General features: G+C 70.2%; 16 protein-coding genes and 1 pseudogene. 9 read left to right on the top strand and 8 right to left on the bottom strand.

The window, feature by feature from the left end; all coding sequences use genetic code 11:
• Window positions 1-40: 40 nt before the first annotated feature.
• From FDO69_RS26080 to FDO69_RS26070, 3 genes are all read right to left on the bottom strand, one after another.
• Window positions 41-1,432, bottom strand: coding sequence for an NHL domain-containing protein (locus tag FDO69_RS26080; protein ID WP_324827373.1), 1,392 nt, complete (start codon window positions 1,430-1,432; stop codon window positions 41-43).
• A gap of 643 nt (window positions 1,433-2,075) precedes the next feature.
• Entirely contained in the window at window positions 2,076-2,525 is a 450-nt protein-coding gene (locus FDO69_RS26075) for a hypothetical protein (RefSeq protein ID WP_104782281.1), read from the bottom strand.
• A 113-nt stretch (window positions 2,526-2,638) separates the two neighbouring features.
• Window positions 2,639-2,989 carry a DoxX family protein gene (locus tag FDO69_RS26070; protein WP_104782280.1) on the bottom strand — a complete coding sequence of 117 codons (351 nt, stop codon included), beginning with the start codon at window positions 2,987-2,989 and terminating at the stop codon, window positions 2,639-2,641.
• A 115-nt stretch (window positions 2,990-3,104) separates the two neighbouring features.
• On the opposite strand from FDO69_RS26070, the gene FDO69_RS26065 reads away from it, so the two are divergent.
• Together FDO69_RS26065 and FDO69_RS26060 are read left to right on the top strand one after the other, a co-directional pair.
• Window positions 3,105-4,013 (top strand): LysR family transcriptional regulator, encoded by a 909-nt coding sequence (locus FDO69_RS26065; protein WP_104782279.1) that lies wholly within the window; start codon window positions 3,105-3,107, stop codon window positions 4,011-4,013.
• A 606-nt stretch (window positions 4,014-4,619) separates the two neighbouring features.
• Window positions 4,620-5,480, top strand: a complete 861-nt coding sequence (locus FDO69_RS26060; RefSeq protein ID WP_234388098.1) for an SPL family radical SAM protein — start codon at window positions 4,620-4,622, stop codon at window positions 5,478-5,480.
• A 35-nt stretch (window positions 5,481-5,515) separates the two neighbouring features.
• On the opposite strand, the pseudogene FDO69_RS26055 reads toward FDO69_RS26060, so the two are convergent.
• The 3 genes and pseudogenes from FDO69_RS26055 to FDO69_RS26045 form a co-directional block, all read right to left on the bottom strand.
• Window positions 5,516-5,674, bottom strand: a pseudogene (locus FDO69_RS26055) (winged helix-turn-helix transcriptional regulator); the annotation flags it as partial.
• Window positions 5,675-6,853, bottom strand: a complete 1,179-nt coding sequence (locus FDO69_RS26050; protein WP_104782277.1) for an acyl-CoA dehydrogenase family protein — start codon at window positions 6,851-6,853, stop codon at window positions 5,675-5,677.
• A gap of 76 nt (window positions 6,854-6,929) precedes the next feature.
• Window positions 6,930-7,304, bottom strand: a complete 375-nt coding sequence (locus FDO69_RS26045; protein ID WP_104782334.1) for a four-helix bundle copper-binding protein — start codon at window positions 7,302-7,304, stop codon at window positions 6,930-6,932.
• 119 nt (window positions 7,305-7,423) lie between these two features.
• On the opposite strand from FDO69_RS26045, the gene FDO69_RS26040 reads away from it, so the two are divergent.
• The 7 genes from FDO69_RS26040 to FDO69_RS26010 all read left to right on the top strand — a co-directional run bounded on the left by FDO69_RS26040 (window position 7,424) and on the right by FDO69_RS26010 (window position 14,330).
• A complete protein-coding gene (locus tag FDO69_RS26040) occupies window positions 7,424-7,789 on the top strand; it encodes a DUF6479 family protein (protein WP_104782276.1) in 366 nt (121 codons plus the stop codon).
• A gap of 181 nt (window positions 7,790-7,970) precedes the next feature.
• Window positions 7,971-8,477, top strand: coding sequence for a SigE family RNA polymerase sigma factor (locus tag FDO69_RS26035; protein ID WP_104782275.1), 507 nt, complete (start codon window positions 7,971-7,973; stop codon window positions 8,475-8,477).
• A gap of 11 nt (window positions 8,478-8,488) precedes the next feature.
• Entirely contained in the window at window positions 8,489-9,019 is a 531-nt protein-coding gene (locus tag FDO69_RS26030; protein ID WP_104782274.1) for a cellulase, read from the top strand.
• Between the two features lie 137 nt (window positions 9,020-9,156).
• On the top strand, window positions 9,157-10,431 hold the full coding sequence (locus FDO69_RS26025) for a bifunctional glycosyltransferase family 2/GtrA family protein (RefSeq protein WP_104782273.1): 1,275 nt from the start codon (window positions 9,157-9,159) through the stop codon (window positions 10,429-10,431).
• A complete protein-coding gene (locus tag FDO69_RS26020) occupies window positions 10,428-11,693 on the top strand; it encodes a glycosyltransferase family 39 protein (protein ID WP_104782272.1) in 1,266 nt (421 codons plus the stop codon). Before FDO69_RS26025 ends, FDO69_RS26020 begins: the two co-directional genes overlap by 4 nt.
• A 132-nt stretch (window positions 11,694-11,825) precedes the next feature.
• The gene (locus FDO69_RS26015) at window positions 11,826-13,490 is read left to right on the top strand and encodes a purine-cytosine permease family protein (protein ID WP_104782271.1); all 1,665 of its coding nucleotides are present in this window, start codon (window positions 11,826-11,828) and stop codon (window positions 13,488-13,490) included.
• A gap of 384 nt (window positions 13,491-13,874) precedes the next feature.
• On the top strand, window positions 13,875-14,330 hold the full coding sequence (locus tag FDO69_RS26010; RefSeq protein WP_104782270.1) for a hypothetical protein: 456 nt from the start codon (window positions 13,875-13,877) through the stop codon (window positions 14,328-14,330).
• 171 nt (window positions 14,331-14,501) lie between these two features.
• Here the strand turns inward: FDO69_RS26010 and FDO69_RS26005 are convergent, their stop codons facing one another.
• The gene (locus FDO69_RS26005) at window positions 14,502-15,083 is read right to left on the bottom strand and encodes an Rv1733c family protein (RefSeq protein ID WP_167526680.1); all 582 of its coding nucleotides are present in this window, start codon (window positions 15,081-15,083) and stop codon (window positions 14,502-14,504) included.
• Window positions 15,084-15,197: 114 nt separating this feature from the next.
• Window positions 15,198-16,292: a winged helix DNA-binding domain-containing protein gene (locus tag FDO69_RS26000; RefSeq protein WP_104782268.1), complete on the bottom strand. Its 1,095-nt coding sequence runs from the start codon at window positions 16,290-16,292 to the stop codon at window positions 15,198-15,200.
• Between the last annotated feature and the right edge of the window lie 3 nt (window positions 16,293-16,295).

Here is a 16,295-nt window from a genome sequence, read left to right as displayed (position 1 = left end):
CGAGGAGGCAGGGGCATGACCGCCCCTGCCTCCTCGTGCGTCATACCGGAAGCAACTGCCACTGACGGTCCTGGGGAGCGCCCGCCGCCTCGTACTGCTTGATCACCGTACGGGCGTTGGTGTCGACTCCCAGGAGCAGACCACTGTTGCGGTTCGCGATCTCGTACACCCGCGGAGTGCCGGTCACCGGGCCCACAGGGATCAGTCGCCAGTGCTGGTGGTGCGCGTCAGCGCCCTCGTAGGCGCGCTGCGCCACCACCGCCCCTTTGGTCTCCTGCGCTCCGACGACCTCCAGGACCTTGCCGCTGCGCACGTTTTCGATCCGGTACAGGACCTCGCCGTCGTCCTGGCCCGCCGCGATGAGCCGCCACCGCTGGTGATCCCTCGGGGCGGTGAGGATCTGGTGGACTTCGGCCCCGTCGTTGGTGGACTCACGCACGACCGCCATCCGCAACCTGCTGCGGACGTGGGCCCAGGAGACCACCGTGCCCGAATCGGGCAACCCGGCCAGCTTCGCCGATGTGACCTTTCGGACCCGGTTGTTGGTGTAGTCGGCGATGTAGAGGGTGTCGACGCAGTCCACAGCGAGCCCGTGCGGGGAGCTCAGCTTGGCCGAAGCGGCCGGCTCGCCGTCACCATCGAAGGTCGCGGCGCCCGTGCCGGCGACCGTGCTGATCGTTCCGTCGGCCGCGACCTTTCGGACCCGGTGGTTGTTGGTGTCGGCGATGTAGAGAGTGTCGGTGCTGTCCACCACCACTGCCATGGGCGAGGACAGCGGTGCCGAGGCAGCCTGGACGCCGTCACCGCCGAAGGTCGCGGCACCTGTGCCGGCGACCGTTCTGATCTTGCCATCGGCCTTCGTGACCTTCCGGACCCGCTGGTTGCCCGACTCGGCGATGTAGAGGTTGCCTGCACTGTCCACCGCCACCGCGCTGGGGTACTTCAACTGAGCCGCGGTGGCGAGGGTGCCGTCAGGGGACAGGCCCGCGACCGTCCCGGCGACCGTGGCGATCTTCCCGTCGGCCGTGACCTTCCTGATCCGGTGGTTGCCGTAGTCGGCGATGTATACGTTGCCCGCGTCATCCACCGCCACATCGAACGGAGCGTTCAGATGGGCGGTGGTGGCGGAGACGCCCTCACCGCCGTAGGACGCGGTGCCGGTGCCGGCGAACGTATGGATCTTCCCATCGGCCATTGTGATCTTCCGGATCCGGTTGTTGCCGGAATCGGCGATGTAGAGATCACCCGCGCCGTCCACGGCAATCCCACGCGGATAGATCAGCGGGGCTGAGAGGGCGGAGACACCCTCTGCCCCGCGCCCCGGGCTCCCCGTCCCCGCGACCGTGCTGATCTTCCCGTCAGTCGTGACCTTCCGGACCCTGTGACCGCCGAATTCGGCGACGTAGAGGGTCCCGTCGCGACCCACCGTCATCCCGTACGGACCGTTCACCAGAGCCGAAACGGCAAGCTCCTTGTCCCCTTTGGGCGCCCCCGCAGTACCGGTTCCCGCGACCGTGCTGATCAGGGCAGTGAACTCTTCGCCGTCTACAGCTCCCGTGCTACCAGTGCTCATCTGCATCCCCTCACCGTTCACCCGACCGCCGACCTGATGATGACGTCGACAGCGGACAAACAGAACGAAAAGCAGGACGCCGAATCACACCATTGTCTGGAAACGGAGCGTTTGCCCACCCGCAGCATTGGAGCGCCTCCTGCACAATGCGAACCACTCGTCGACACACGACCGAAAGGTCAGCCACCCTCACGAGGGAACAGCGAGCGCGGCGTTGACGAAGCAGACGACGTTGTCGCTGTCGCGTCGCGGCATGCGGCGGTGACACCGCACCGCATCGTCGAAAGGCGATCACCCTGCACAGGGCGTGACGACAGGCCCAACCCGAACGCCTCTCCCACCTGCTGCGCATCGCGGAGGCGTGCGCGCTCAAAGCCGAGCGCGTCAGCCAGATCGTCCGGGGCACTACATCCGTCACCGCCCTCACGACGGTCGAGGGAATCGCCGCCGGACTGTGCATTCCCGGTGCCCTACTGGGGCTGGCTGCGTAACCCAGGTGCCGTCACTCGGATCGGCGGCGGATGGTTGCCAGAAGGCGCCGCATGCCAATCACGTGCCCGCCCGTCCCGATGACGAGCCGCCGGTAGAGGCCGCCGATCAGCCCCGGGAAAGCAGCTCGGCTCTCGGCGCGTAGCCGTGCTCTCCCCGGACCGACGTGTTCGAGGCGGAAGATCAGGGCGTAGGACGAAAAACGATGGCGTCCCTGGAGGACTAGCTCCCGTCCCGGGATCGCGGCGACCACCCGAAATCCGGGTAGCGTCGAGCCTTCGGCAAGGGGCCGTGGCCCGGACGCTGTGCGGTCGGCAGCCCCGACCAATCCGGCGTAGCCGGCCACAGCGGGACGCGAGAAGGATCGGTCCAGTGTTTCGACCAGGCTGCGCCAGACGTCGTCAGCCCCCGCCGCAATGGCCGTGGTGTGCTCATCGAGGTATGGCAACGCAGTGATCTGCATCGCAGCCTCCGAAAGGTCTGGGTGCGGGAAATCTGGCCGAGGCGTTCGCCCAGCCGTCACGGTGACGTTCCCGCGAACGCCACACGCCTGCCTTTCGCGCGGCACTCTGACGTTCATCGCGCGACGGCGAGGAGGAGAGACGCCGCCGCCAGAGCCAGGTAGCCGCCGGGAAATGCGATGTTGTAGTACACGCGAGCACGGATGTGTGCGGCCGTGGCACCGATGAAGAACAGGACGAGCCCTGTCGCGGCGGCAACGCCGATGACCGGGACACCCATGAGTCCGAGTAGGAGACCGGCGGCTCCAGCGGCTTTGAGCGCAGCGAGCCACGGGAGCCAGTTCTCGGGGAGACCCACTTCCACTGAGTTGGCGAGGACGAACTTGGCTCGTAAGAAGTCTGCGATGGCGATTCCGGCGTTGGCCAGGATCGCGATGGCCGTGATGATCGCGTACCCGGTGAGCATGTGCCTCGCCTTTCAGTCGAGCGCCCGTGAGGTTGGCGAGCTCTGCGCGCTCACCTCGACAAGCCTTCCCGAGCCCTTGAGCGGCGTCCAATACCCATCTCTATAACCTGGAAGCATGGATGTGGACACTCGGCTGCTGCGCTACTTCATCGCTGTAGCGGAGGAGGGAACCCTCAGCCGAGCCGCAGAACGACTGTTCGTGTCCCAGCCGGCGCTCACCAAACAGATCAAGCAACTGGAGACCCAGCTCGGAGTGCGACTGTTCACGCGGTCCCGCACCGGCATGACCCTCACAGAACCGGGCTGGACCCTGGCAGAGCGGGTGCCCGCGCTGCTGGCCGACTGGGACCAGGTGCTGCGGGAGACCAAGAGCGCCGCCAGCCGGGCAGCCCTCTTGCTGCGGGTCGGCTTCATTGCCAGTGCCGCCAACGAGGCGACCCCGCGCATCATCGCGGAGTTCTCCCGACGTCGGCCAGGCTGGCGGGTGGATATGCGGCAGGCCACCTGGTCGAATCCGAGCGCCGGGCTCGCCGACGGAGACGTCGACGTCGCCCTGCTGCGGCTGCCCTTCCCTGGCCAAGACACTCTGCGGACGGCGGTACTCTTCACCGAGCCCCGCTGGGTCGCCCTCCCCGAGGGACACGCTCTCGCAGCGCGGGACGTGATCCCGTTCCGCGACCTGTGGGATGAGCCGTTCGTGGCCGCTCCGCCTGAAACAGGCTGGTGGCGAGACCAATGGCTTGCCACCGATGAACGCGGTGGCCACCCGGTCCGCATCGGCGCCGTCACAGACCAACCGGACGACTGGCTCAGCGCCATAGCCAACGGCTACGGCATCGCCCTCGCCCCGGCATCTGCCGCTCGCTTCTACGCCCGGCCCGGCATCACCTACCGCCCCGTCAGCGGCGTCAGCCCCAGTCAGGTGGGCGTCGCCTGGGCCGTCGCCGGCGACAGCAACCCCGTCGTGCAGGACTTCGTCCACTGCTGCCTGGATAGACCGTTGCCAGAGATGACCACCACCTGATCACCCGGGCGACACTGATTGCAGCAGCCGCGGTGCGCTGTCCCATCGGCCCTCATCCAGATCTTTCGATCTACGGCACTCGGCAGCCGTGTTTCTCGGCCTGCCTCTGCTGAAGGAGAAGACGTCTCCCCACGGCAAGGAGGTCTCGCTCGATTCAGCGACGGCGCACACCTGTTGTGCCGGATATCGTCAGCGACACCGGCGCTGAGCTGCGCAGAGTCGTCTGACTCCATCTCGCGCCACACCCTTGCCCCAGAGAACCCGCTGTGCCAGTGGTGCATGGCGCCGGCCATGGAGAAGTGGGGCCCGGGCGTGCGGTACATCAACACGCGCTCCTGACGCTCCCCGTGTGTCCACGGGTCGTGAAGCGCGTTGGCCGTGTGGCTCATCGCTGTCCTGGTCTCACCTATGGACTGGTCGGGGCCAGGCGGCTGCCAGGATGAGCCCATTCGGCAGGGGAGAGCCCGCCACGCGGATCAGGTCACAGTCCACTGGCCGATGTTGCGGGCGAAGCCGCCAGCCAGCGTGAACTGAATCCTGTTGATCTTTGAAGCGGTCGGCACCTCGAAGACGATGAATCCGAGTGCTGTGTCGCCGGGGGTGAGAATGACGCTGCCTCCGAAGTCCGGGCCGGCGGCTGTGCCGGTGATCGTGGTGTTGAACTACACCGGCTGTGTGCTGGGCTGCGCCTACTGCTTCGCCAGCTTCGCCGGGCGCCAGTTCGGCCGGTCCGTCAAGGAGTGGGGCGACTACCTGTACGTGAAGAAGAACGCGGTCGAACTCGCCCGCAAGGAGCTGGCGAAGATGCCGCAGGACAAACGGCGGGGCACGATGCTGCTCAGCTCGGTCACCGAGCCCTACCAGGGGCACGAGACGAAGTACCGGCTCACCCGCGGCATCCTGCGCGAACTGCGAACGGTCGAGTACCCGGGCCTGGTGCGCATCCTGACCAAGTCACCCGTCGTGAACCGCGACATCGACCTGCTCACCAGTCTGCCGCGCGCCGAGGTCGGCATGACCGTGACCACCACCGACGACAACGTCAGCCGCCGGCTGGAGGTCCGCGCCCCGCTCGCCTCCCGCCGCCTGCGCACCCTGGCCGAGCTGAAAGAGGCCGGCATCCCCACCTACGCCTTCGTCGGCCCGCTCCTGCCCCACTTCTCCACCCGGCCCGAGCTTCTGGACGACCTTTTCGGGCAGCTCGTCGAGGCAGGAATCGGGGAGGTGTTCATGGAGCACATCAACCTCGAGCGGTACATCCGCGAGCGCATGGACCAGGTGCTCGCCGACGAGCCCGAAGACGTCCGCGAGGCGTACCTCCAGGCGCGGACGAAGGAGCACCGCGAACAACTCGACACGATCGTGGCGGAGTTGCTGGACAAGCACGGGCTGCGGCTGCGCTTCGAGGAGGTCGTCCACCACGACGACAACGACGCCCTGCGGGAGAGGCTCGCATCCTCGGCATGACTGTGACCGTGTCCGGGGCGCCGGACCAGGCATAGTCAGGCGGTGATGCCGGACTCGGGATCCGGCACCCCCGTGGCCCACGTCCCCATGGCCTCCAGGACCTCGCGCAGCCCCTCGCCCAAAGGGGTCAGCGCGTATTCGACGCGCGGCGGGATCTCCGCATACGTCGTGCGGGTGACGATGCCGTGCTCCTGTCAGCGTCGCACCCTCGGCATCCCCAGCCCGATCCACGAGATGATCTCGCGCTGGATCTCGTTGTTGCCGCCGCCGAAGGTGAAGATGACCGCCGAGCGGTACCCGCGTTCGAGTTCGCCGTGCAGGACCGCGCCGGCCGAGCCCTCCTTCAGGGCACCGGGGGCCGCGACGATCTCCATGAGCCAGGCGTAGGCGTCGCGCCGCGCCTCCGAGCCGTAGACCTTGACCGCGGAGGCGTCCTGCGGGGTGAGGGTGCCGTCCTGGACGGCGCCGACCATCTGCCGGTTGAGCAGCCTGAGGGCCTCCAGCCGGACGTGGGTGCGGGCCAGGAGGCGGCGTACCCAGGGCAGGTCGGCGACGCGGCGGCCGTCGGCGAGCTTGGTCTCCGTCGCCCAGCGCCGCACGTCGCGCAGGGCGCGGATCGCCATGGTGCCGTGGGCGGCCAGGGTCACGCGTTCGTGGTTGAGCTGGTTGGTGATCAGCCGCCAGCCCTGGTTCTCGGCGCCGACCCGGCGCGAGACGGGGACGCGGACGTTCTCGTAGTAGCTGGCGGTGGTGTCGTGCGAGGCGAGGGTGTTGATCAGGGTGCAGGAGTAGCCGGGGTCGGAGGTCGGTACCAGGAGCATGGTGATGCCCTTGTGCGGCGGTGCGTCCGGGTCGGTGCGCACGGCCAGCCACACCCAGTCGGCCGTGTCGCCGTTGGTCGTCCAGATCTTCTGGCCGTCGACGACGTACTCGTCGCCTTCCCGTACGGCCCTGGTGCGCAGGGACGCGAGGTCGGTGCCGGCGCCGGGCTCGCTGTAGCCGATGGCGAAGTCGATCTCGCCGGAGAGGATCTTCGGCAGGAAGTACGCCTTCTGTTCGGCGGTGCCGTACTGCATGATCGTCGGGCCGACGGTGTTCAGTGCCATGAGCGGCAGCGGGACCCCGGCCTGGGCGGCCTCGTCGAAGAAGATGAACTGCTCCATGGCCGTCAGGCCGCGCCCGCCGTATTCCTCCGGCCAGCCCACGCCGAGCCAGCCGTCCGTACCGAGCCGCCGGATGGTCTCGCGGTAGAACCGCTTCTGGGCGGCCGGGTCACCGTGCCGCGCGTACGCCTGGTCCGGGACCAGTTCGGCGAAGTAGGACCGCAGTTCGGTGCGCAGCCGCTGCTGCTCGGGCGTGTATTCGAGGTCCACGGCGCCTCCAGGCTCCCAAGGCCGGTCCTGTCGGCGCACACCGTAGAACGTGTTTCAGAAATTGGGAATGGCGTTGTCAGTTCAAGGTGGCGAGGAAGTCCGTGCACGCCCGCGCGCAGGCGCGGCAGGCCGCCGCCGACTCCTCCGCTCCCGGTTGCCGGTCGAAGACGTGGGCGGCCTCCAGGCACACGGTCCGGCACCACTCCACCTGGACTCGGATGGCGCTCTCGTCCACCTGGTTCTGCTCGGACAGCACACGGCAGGTCGCGTCGCAGACCTCCGCGCACATGATGCCCTTGCGTCGTACGAGTTCCTGGTTCTCGGTGCCGTCGGGATCCACGAGGCTCGCGCGCAGCGCGCACGCCCGTGCGCATTCGGTACACGCCTGCGCACAGGCGAAACGGTCCTCCAGGAACCGGAACAGCTCCTGCTGGGATGTCGTCGAAGTCACACAGCGCGGGTAGCCCCGGTCGACGCCGGTCAAACCCGGTGTTCCCAAGGGCTCCGTCCGGTGCGGCCGTCATCCGTGCTCAGCAGGTTCACGCAGGGGACCACGGGTACCCGCGTGCCATGAATAGCGCATGGATGGAGATGGCCGCGGGCCGTGGCGCCGTCGGCATCGGGCTGATCGTGGCGGGTGTGGTGGTCGTGGCCCTGCTGCTGGGGGCCTTCGTCCTCGGCGTTCGCGTCAAGCGCAGGGAGCTGCCCACACCGCGGCCGGACGAGCAGCCGAAGCTGCCCGAGGGAGGCCCGGTCCGCGAGACGAGTGAGCGCCGGGAGCCCGAGGAGGTCCCCAGGAGCGAGGAGCGCCTGACCCCGCACCAGCTCAAGGGCCACGGCAATCAGAGCGACCGGACCAGCGCCTCACAGGAACGCCCGCGCTGGAACGAAGGCAGCAGCGGCGGCTTCGGCAGCGGCGGCCCGGGCGCCAGCTGACCCCACCGCCCGGCCACGCCTGACCGGAAAAGGGGCCCGTGCATGTGCACGGGCCCCTTTTCCGTGCCCGGATCCTGCACCCATCGAGGTGAGGTGGATCACAGGCCTCGAGTGCATCGTGGAGTGGGGGCCGGCGTCTTTTGAGAGGTGTAGGGGGCCACTGAGACGCAGGACGGTGAGGATGGAGCAGTTTCGGGCGGACGGCTTCGACGAGTTCGCGGCCGCCCGTTGGTCGGCGCTGCTCCATGTCGCGCGTCTGCTCACGGGGGGCGACCGGCAGCGGGCCGAGGATCTGGTGCAGGAGGCCTTGGTCAAGCTGTGGTTCGCCTGGCCGAAGGTGGCCGAGCAGGCTCCCGAGGCGTACGTCCGTACGGTGCTGGTGCGGCTGGCGGCCCGCTCGGCGCGGCGGCGCTGGTGGGGTGAGCGACCGGTGGAGCACCTGCCCGACCGGGCCGACCCGGGCGACGTGTCGTCCGCCGTCGCGGAACGTTCGCGGCTGGAGGCGGCACTGGCCCAGCTGTCACCGAAGCAGCGCGCCGCGGTCGTGCTGCGCTATTACGAGGACCTTCCCGAGGCCCAGGTCGCCCAGGCCCTTGGCTGCCCGGTGGGCACCGCCCGGTCCCATGCGTCACGCGGAGTCGCACGGCTCCGCCAGATTCTGTCCGACACCGTCAGGCCCGTGGGGTGAAAGGAGTACCGATGGACGACTTCGAGCGGGACCTGTCGCGGCTGATGCACGACACCCGGCAGCACACCCCCTACGAGCCCGCGCACCGGCAGCGGCTGCACGCGGGCATCCGGGCCCGCCGCCGGGCGCGGTTGCTGTGGAAGGCGGGCGGCTCCGCCGTGGCGGTGGCCGGGCTCAGCGTCGGACTGGCGCTGCTGCCCAGCATGTTCACCCGCGCCCAGCCCGCAGACCATCGGCCGCGGCCCGTGATGAGCCCGACGGCCTCACCGGACAGCACCCCGACGAGCCCGGCGCCGACGCCCAGCACGACCCCGACCGAGCAGCCCGAGACGACCCTGCCCGCGACCACCACGACCACCACCGGCGGCATCACCCCGTCCGGGACGACGAGCGAGCCGGCCGGCCCCGCACCGACCACCACGCCCCCCGAAGGCCGAGCCACCTCGGAACCGCCCGCGCCCCCTCCCTCCTCCGCACCGACGACCGCCCCGGCGTCGGCTCCGCACTCCGAACAGCCCTCCGCAACGGTCTACCCCGAGTAGCCGCCTGAGCGGCCCCTCCCGCCAGGGGCACCATCGCCCCGGATTTCTCGACGCCCCACCCGTCACGGGCGCCTTCGGCATGCCCGCAACCGGCGCCCGGGCATGCCCCCACGCCAGAAAGAGACCGTGAGACAGCCATGCGAACCGTATTGCGGTCGGTCCCGATCGACCGCCCGACAACCGAACCGTCCGCGTTGCCCCGCCGGGCGCCCCTGCCGGCACACCACCCGGAGCCCGTCCTGGACGTGGTCGTCCCGGTGTACAACGAGGAGAACGACCTCGAACCCTGCGTCCGGCGCCTGCACGCACACCTCCGCGAGACCTTCCCCTACGCCTTCCGCATCACCATCGCCGACAACGCGAGCACCGACGCGACCCCGCGGATCGCCGCCCGGCTGGCCGCGGAACTGCCCGGCACGGACTGGATCCGGCTGGCGGAACGAGGCCGGGGCCGTGCACTGCACACCGCGTGGTCGCGCTCCCGTGCCCCGGTGCTGGCCTATCTGGACGTGGACCTGTCCACCGACCTCGCCGCGCTGCTGCCGCTGGTCGCGCCGCTGATCTCGGGCCACTCCGACATCGCCATCGGCACCCGGCTGGCCCGCGGCTCCCGGGTGGTGCGCGGACCGAAACGGGAGATCATCTCCCGCTGCTACAACGGCTTGCTGCGCGGCACGCTCGCGGTGGGCTTCTCCGATGCGCAGTGCGGATTCAAGGCGGTGCGGCGGGACGTCGCCGAGCGGCTGCTGCCGCTGGTGGAGGACCGCGCGTGGTTCTTCGACACCGAGTTACTGGTGATCGCCGAGCGGGCGGGCCTGCGGATCCACGAGGTGCCGGTGGACTGGGTGGACGACCCCGACAGCCGGGTCCGCATCCTCTCCACTGCGCTGGCCGATCTGCGTGGCATGGCCAGGATCGGCAAAGCCCTGGCCTGCGGCGGGCTGCCGCTGTCCGCGCTGCGCCGCAGCGGCGGCGACCTGGCCGGGGAGCTGCCCGCGGGTCTGGCCCGGCAGGTGGCGCGCTTCGCCGCCGTCGGTGCCGCCAGCACCCTCTGCTATCTGCTGCTGTACACCGTGCTCAGACCGGGGACAGGGGCGCAGGCCGCCAACGCGCTGGCCCTGCTCGCCAGCGCGATCGCCAACACGGCGGCCAACCGGCGGGTCACCTTCGGTGTGCGGGGCCGTGGCGGCGCACTGCGCCAGCACCTCAAGGGCCTCGCCGCCTTCCTGATCGGACTGGCCCTGACGAGCGGTTCGCTCGCCCTGCTCCACCACACCGCGCCCGGGGCCGGCCACCCGGTCGAGCTCATGACTCTGGTCGTCGCCAACCTGGCCGCCACGCTGCTGCGTTTCCTCCTCTTGCGGGCCTGGGTGTTCCCGGCCCGCCGCACGACAGGACCCTCCGCCACATGAGCACCGTCCAGCTGCGCCGCCCGCCCGTCGGTACCGAAAGGCCCGAAGTCCCGCACGGCGCGCGGACGTCCCGGACGCGGCTGCGTGCCGTCGCCGAGCGCTACGGGCCCGTGCTGCTGATGTACGGCGTGCTGAAGCTGGCCGGCTTCGCCGTCTTCATGTTCCTGCTGGACTCCGCGGGCGACTTCCGGAAGAAGAACCCGCGCTTCGGCGGCGGCGAGCACGCCTGGGACGTCCTGGCCAGCTGGGACGGCTGGTGGTACCAGCAGATCGCCGCGCACGGCTACGACCCTGCCCTGAAGCCGGTCCCGGGCGCGACGGGCCGCCTGATCACGCTGGAGGGCAACTCGGCGGCGTTCTTCCCGCTGTACCCGACGCTGATGCGGCTGGTCTCGGAGTGCACCGGACTCGGCCTGTACGGCGCCGGCATGACGGTCTCCGTCATCGCCTCGTTCGCCGCCGCGCTCGGCATCTACACCGTGACGAAACACCTCGGCGGCCACCGGGCCGGTCTGGTCGCGGCCGGGGTGTGGGCGGTCTGGCCCGGATCGGGCACGGAATGGTCGGGCTACTCGGAGTCCCTCTACACGGCCCTCGCCGCATGGGCCTGCTACGCGGTCATGACCCGACGTTGGCTCACGGCCGGCCTGCTGACCTGCGCGGCCGGGCTGTGCCGGCCCACCGCCGTCGCGCTCGTCGCCGCCCTCGCCGTCGCAGCGGTGCTGTCCCTGCGCCGACGCGAGGACGGGGTCCGCCGCCCCCTGGCCGCTGTGGCGATCGCGCCCCTCGGCCTGTTCGGCTACCTCGGCTGGGTCAACTACCGCATGGGCGACATCAACGGCTACTCAAAGCTCCAGGACGGCGCCTGGGCCCACAAGTTCGACTGGGGGGTCCACACGTTCAACGTGCTGACGTCCATCCCGGTCGGCCACTTCGACTACCGCTTCGCGATGCCCTTCGAGGACCTGATCGGTGTCTGCGTGGTGCTGATGGTGCCGGTGCTGACCGTGCTGCTGACGCGCCTGCGACCGCCTGTCGTGCTCGTCGTCTACACGGTCCTGTCCTACCTCATGGTGATGACCACGCAGCAGTATTTCGGCAACGTCTCGCGCTATCTGCTCCCGCTCTTCCCGCTGTTCGTCCCCCTCGCTCTCGCGATGCGCCGGCTCCGGTGGCCGTCCCTGGCCGCGGTCCTCGGCACGGCCGCGCTGGCCTCCGGGTCGTACGCGGGATACGTGCTGTTCGTGCTGGGAGTGCCGTAGGAGCGGCCGGACCGTCGGCGCCCGGTGAGATGCTCCGAAACATTCCCTTCACCCAGGAAGTATTTAGGGGTAACGACCACTGCCTACCGTGCCTGCCTTGTCAGCACCCAACCCGCAGCAAGGAGGCGTGGCATGAGTACCGAGCCACGACTGGCCGAGGTCGCCGAGCCGGAACCCGCACAGCAGGCAGCGCCGGGCACGGATCAGGCCGTCAAGGAGACTCTCGAGGACTACACGCTCCGCTTCGCACCGCGCAGTTACCGGCGCTGGACCCCGATGGTGGTGGCGACGACAGCGCTGGGCGGCATCGCCTACATGGCCGACTTCTCCATCGGGGCCGGCATCGGACTGGCCCACGGCACCGGCAACGCGCTGCTCGCGATCGCCGTCGCCGCCGTCGTCATCTTCGTGACCGGATTCCCGCTGGCCTACTACGGGGCCCGTTACAACATCGACCTGGACCTGATCACCCGCGGCTCGGGCTTCGGCTACTTCGGCTCGGTCCTCACCAGCGTCATCTTCGCCAGCTTCACCTTCATCTTCTTCGCCCTGGAAGGCTCGATCATGGCCCAGGGCCTGAAGCTGGGCCTCGGACTGCCGCTCTGGCTGGGCTACCTGGTCTCCACGCTGATGGTGATCCCCCTGGTGATCTACGGCATGAAGGCGCTGAGCAAGCTCCAGGTGTGGACGACGCCGATCTGGCTTCTCCTGATGGTCGGCCCGCTGGTCTACCTCGTCGCCAACGACCCCGGCACCGTGGACCGCTTCCTCGCCTACGCGGGCACCGACGGGGACGGTGGCATCAACACCGCGTCCGTGCTGCTCGGTGCGGGCGTGTGCCTGTCGCTGATCGCGCAGATCGGCGAGCAGATCGACTACCTGCGCTTCATGCCGCCCAAGACCGAGGCGAACAAGCGCAGTTGGTGGACGGCCGTGGTGATGGCCGGTCCGGGATGGGTCGTGCTGGGCGCGCTGAAGCAGGCCATCGGCGTGTTCCTCGCGGTGTACATCATCGCCGAGGTCGGCGCCTCCGCCGCACCCGAGCCGATCCAGCAGTTCAAGGGCGCCTTCGACGCGATGATGCCGTCCTGGCTCGTCGTCCCCCTGGCCGTGGTGCTGGTCGTCATCAGCCAGATCAAGATCAACGTGACGAACGCGTACTCCGGCTCCCTGGCGTGGACCAACTCCTTCACCCGGGTCACCCGGCGCTACCCGGGCCGGATGGTCTTCGTCCTGGTCAACCTGGGCTTCGCACTCGCGCTGATGGAGGCCGACATGTTCAGCTTCCTCAACAGCATCCTGGGCTTCTACTCGAACTGCGCGATCGCCTGGGTGGTCACCGTGGCCACCGACATCGGCATCAACAAGTACGTGCTGAAGCTGTCCCCGCACGCCCCCGAGTTCCGCCGCGGCATGCTCTACGCCGTCAACCCCGTCGGGGTCGTGGCCTTCGTCGCCGCCTCGGGGCTGTCCATCGCCATGTACTTCCACGCCCTCGGCGACACGCTCCAGCCGTACTCCCCCGTCGCCGCGGCCGTCATCGCCTTCGTCCTCACTCCGCTGATGGCCGTGGTCACCAAGGGCCGGTACTACCTGCGCCGTACCGACGACGGCATCGCCGAGCCGCTGCTGGACGAGGACGGCAACCCCAGCGCCGTCGCCTACGAGTGCCATGTGTGCCGGCAGCAGTTCGAGCGGCCGGACGTGGCCGCCTGCCGGACGCACGACGCGGTCGTCTGTTCGCTGTGCCTGAGCACCGACACGGTCGGCGACCACGTCCTGCCGGCCACGGTCTAAGGGGCCCTTGCACTATGAGCGTCCGATGAGGTCGCGTGGTCTGGTGCCGTGCATCGCACTGCCTCGATGCCGCCGCTGTGGAAGCGGCGGTGACTCCGCGGACCGCGGCCGTGGCGCCGGAGAGCCCTCGTAGCGGAGCTGCCAGGGCTTTTCGGCAGCGCGGCGAGGTGCGGTGCCAGGCCGCGCGACCCGGGCGCTCATAGTGCAAGGACCCCTAAACGGTGCGGCGGGAGTGCGGCCGGGCCCTCCCGCCCAAGGCACGTTCCAAGTCGGTCTCGGACGCGCTGTCCGCGACCGAAAGGGGGGCTGCTCCGATGCCCGGGCGGCATACTGATCTTGCGCTGCGCAGTGATCGGGCGATGGCCGGAGAGGGGATGACGGGACGTGACCACCGAAGAGCCGGACAGGCGGAGAACTCCCCATGAGCCCCCCGGCGTTCGTCCGGTCCCGGACGACGTGTGGCTGAGGTTCCTGACCGACAGTGAGTCCGCCATACGCGTCTCGGCTCCCAGGGAACCCTCGGCCACGGAGCGGGCGGCGGGGCGGCAGCTCCAGCCCCCGCACACCGTCGGCGATCTGTGGCAGCCGGAGGACCTCTGGGTCCGCGTGGCGTGGCGGGACCTGGACCGCCGTGCCAAGGTCCGGCGCGCGGGCCGGGTGGCCGCCACCGCTGCCGCCGTCGCACTGGCCCTCGGGGCCTGGTCCCAGCTGTCCACCGGCGCGGGCACGGGCCACCGGCCCGCCGAGAGCACGGTGCGGCAGGTCGAGGGTGCGACCGCGCGACTGCCCACGGCCACACCCGCCCCGTCTGCGGCCTCCCTCCGGCAGCCGTCGCGATAGCTCGCGCAGGACCGGGGGACGGCCCCACCGCCAGGTCCTCGGGTGCCGCAGGCAAGCCGAAGCCAAGTACCGGGAGCCGCGGGCACGCCGGAGCCGGGTCGGTGGCCGCAGGTGCGCCGGCGAGGCGCACGGCGCGGTTTCTCCGGGACCGTGCGGGCCCGCCCGCCGGGGTCAGCCCGTCTTCCAGCCCCTCCGTGTGTCGATCCGCTCCCACTCCGCGTCCCACTGGGACATGCGGCGGCGGTCGAGACCCAGGCGGGTCAGCCACGTGGCTCCCAGCACCGTGGCGCCGGTGAAGATCCCTGCGAGCGCGCCGCCCATGGCGGTGTGCAGCCAGGCCTCGCCGCCGGACACGGGCGGGGTCGTGAGGTCACCGCTCCGGTTGACCCACACGGAGAGGGTGCTTCCGGCGGGTGCCCTCGCCGGTACCCGGGCCTCCTCCCGGTGGGTCGAGCCGTCGGGCGCGGTCCACCGCACCTTGCCCCACACCCGGTGGTCGCTCGCCTCGCGGGCCGGCGACGGGCCGGGCGCGTCCTCGACCACCGTCGCCTGAACCTGGCGGCTCTGGGCCCGCTGCTGCTCGACGGCCCGCTCGACCGTGCCCGCCGCGAGCAGTCCCGCGACCAGCCCGCCCAGCAGGGCGAGCACCCAGCCGGCGAGCAGGATCCAGGCTTCGACGACGTCGACGCGCCGTTTGAGCGCGTTACGCCGCCACCGCCACCACCGCACGGTCACACGTTCTGACGCATTCATCGGCCGACACCCCCTCGTGAGCACCGGCAGCACCCTTCCAGTGTGCGCCTGTCCGCCGGGAACGCCCGCCGATCAAAGCCACAAAAGCGCATTCCGAGCGGCGCGAGTCCCGGTTCAGCCGGCCGCGATCCGTACCCGGTCGCTCTCGTCGCCGGAGAGGAAGGAGGCCATCGCACGCCCTTCCTCGGCGACGCCCGTGCGGTCGCTCCGTGAGAAGGGGCGCAGCGGGGTGACGAGCACCGTGCCCGCCTCGACGGTCCAGGTGGCGGCGACCCTTCCGTCGACCAGGACGACTCGGGCGCCGGCGACGGACAGGTGACGGTGCGCGTCGTCGATGATCCGGCTGCGGTCGTGATAACCGAGAATCGCGTTGTCGAACGCCGGCAGGAACCTCACCGGCGCCGGGGTGCCGGGATCGGGGCGGGGCGCGTCGGGGAGGTCGAGCAGTTCGCGGCCGCGTTCGTCGCGAAAGGCGACGAGTTCCTCGCGGAGGGCGGAGACCGCGGCGGGCAGTCCGGCGAGACCGCACCAGGCGCGCAGGTCGGCTGAGGCGGCGGGGCCGAACGCGGCCAGGTAGCGCCGTACCAGCGTCTGGCCCACGGGGTCGGAGGCGTCCGGGGAGGGCGGGTCGATGTCGCGGCCGAGCCAGGAGGAGACGAGCGCGTAGCGCGCTCCCCCTGTGGTGCGCCACAGGCCGCGCGGCGGCACCTGGACCGTCGCCAGGAGGGCCGCGACCAGCATCTCGCCCAGGGGCCGCGGCTGCGTCCCGGGCCGGCGGTCGGCGACGGCTCGCGCGAGGTCGGGCATGGAGCGGGGTTCGCCGTCGGCCATGATCTCGCGGCCCGCCGCCTCCAGTTCGCCGGGATCGATCCCGGCGAGTTCGCGCCGGTACACGCCGAGGACCCGTTGGCGGAGCATGGCGTCGTGGCGGGACCGCCAGGCCACGACGTCGTCGGCGGTGACGAGATGGACGGTGCGGCGCATGAGGTGGGTGCGCACGACACGGCGCCCGGTCAGCAGGTTCGACAGCTCCGCCGGGTCGAAGGCCCGCAGCCGCGACCAGAGCCCGGGGAACGGCTCCTGCGGTTCCTGCGCCTGGAGACCGCACAGGTGCGCGACCGCGTCGAGGACCGGCGAATCGGCGCGGTCGAGGAGCAACTGCCGGGCCAGGGTGGCCCGGTTGAGCGCCCGGGCGTCGAGAACGGTCATCGG

It is taken from the genome of Streptomyces tibetensis (genome assembly GCF_007655005.1).
Classification (GTDB): domain Bacteria; phylum Actinomycetota; class Actinomycetes; order Streptomycetales; family Streptomycetaceae; genus Streptomyces; species Streptomyces tibetensis.
This window is presented reverse-complemented; position numbering and strand designations above follow the sequence as displayed.

What these genes read in the sequence shown, in the direction of transcription:
- FDO69_RS26005 (WP_167526680.1), bottom strand. Translation starts at nt 15,083, where the DNA reads ATGAATGCGTCAGAACGTGTGACCGTGCGGTGGTGGCGGTGGCGGCGT.
- FDO69_RS26035 (WP_104782275.1), top strand. Translation starts at nt 7,971, where the DNA reads ATGGAGCAGTTTCGGGCGGACGGCTTCGACGAGTTCGCGGCCGCCCGT.
- FDO69_RS26030 (WP_104782274.1), top strand. Translation starts at nt 8,489, where the DNA reads ATGGACGACTTCGAGCGGGACCTGTCGCGGCTGATGCACGACACCCGG.
- FDO69_RS26060 (WP_234388098.1), top strand. Translation starts at nt 4,620, where the DNA reads ATGACGCTGCCTCCGAAGTCCGGGCCGGCGGCTGTGCCGGTGATCGTG.
- FDO69_RS26025 (WP_104782273.1), top strand. Translation starts at nt 9,157, where the DNA reads ATGCGAACCGTATTGCGGTCGGTCCCGATCGACCGCCCGACAACCGAA.
- FDO69_RS26040 (WP_104782276.1), top strand. Translation starts at nt 7,424, where the DNA reads ATGAATAGCGCATGGATGGAGATGGCCGCGGGCCGTGGCGCCGTCGGC.
- FDO69_RS26070 (WP_104782280.1), bottom strand. Translation starts at nt 2,989, where the DNA reads ATGCTCACCGGGTACGCGATCATCACGGCCATCGCGATCCTGGCCAAC.
- FDO69_RS26020 (WP_104782272.1), top strand. Translation starts at nt 10,428, where the DNA reads ATGAGCACCGTCCAGCTGCGCCGCCCGCCCGTCGGTACCGAAAGGCCC.
- FDO69_RS26080 (WP_324827373.1), bottom strand. Translation starts at nt 1,432, where the DNA reads ATGACGGTGGGTCGCGACGGGACCCTCTACGTCGCCGAATTCGGCGGT.
- FDO69_RS26075 (WP_104782281.1), bottom strand. Translation starts at nt 2,525, where the DNA reads ATGCAGATCACTGCGTTGCCATACCTCGATGAGCACACCACGGCCATT.
- FDO69_RS26000 (WP_104782268.1), bottom strand. Translation starts at nt 16,292, where the DNA reads ATGACCGTTCTCGACGCCCGGGCGCTCAACCGGGCCACCCTGGCCCGG.
- FDO69_RS26065 (WP_104782279.1), top strand. Translation starts at nt 3,105, where the DNA reads ATGGATGTGGACACTCGGCTGCTGCGCTACTTCATCGCTGTAGCGGAG.
- FDO69_RS26015 (WP_104782271.1), top strand. Translation starts at nt 11,826, where the DNA reads ATGAGTACCGAGCCACGACTGGCCGAGGTCGCCGAGCCGGAACCCGCA.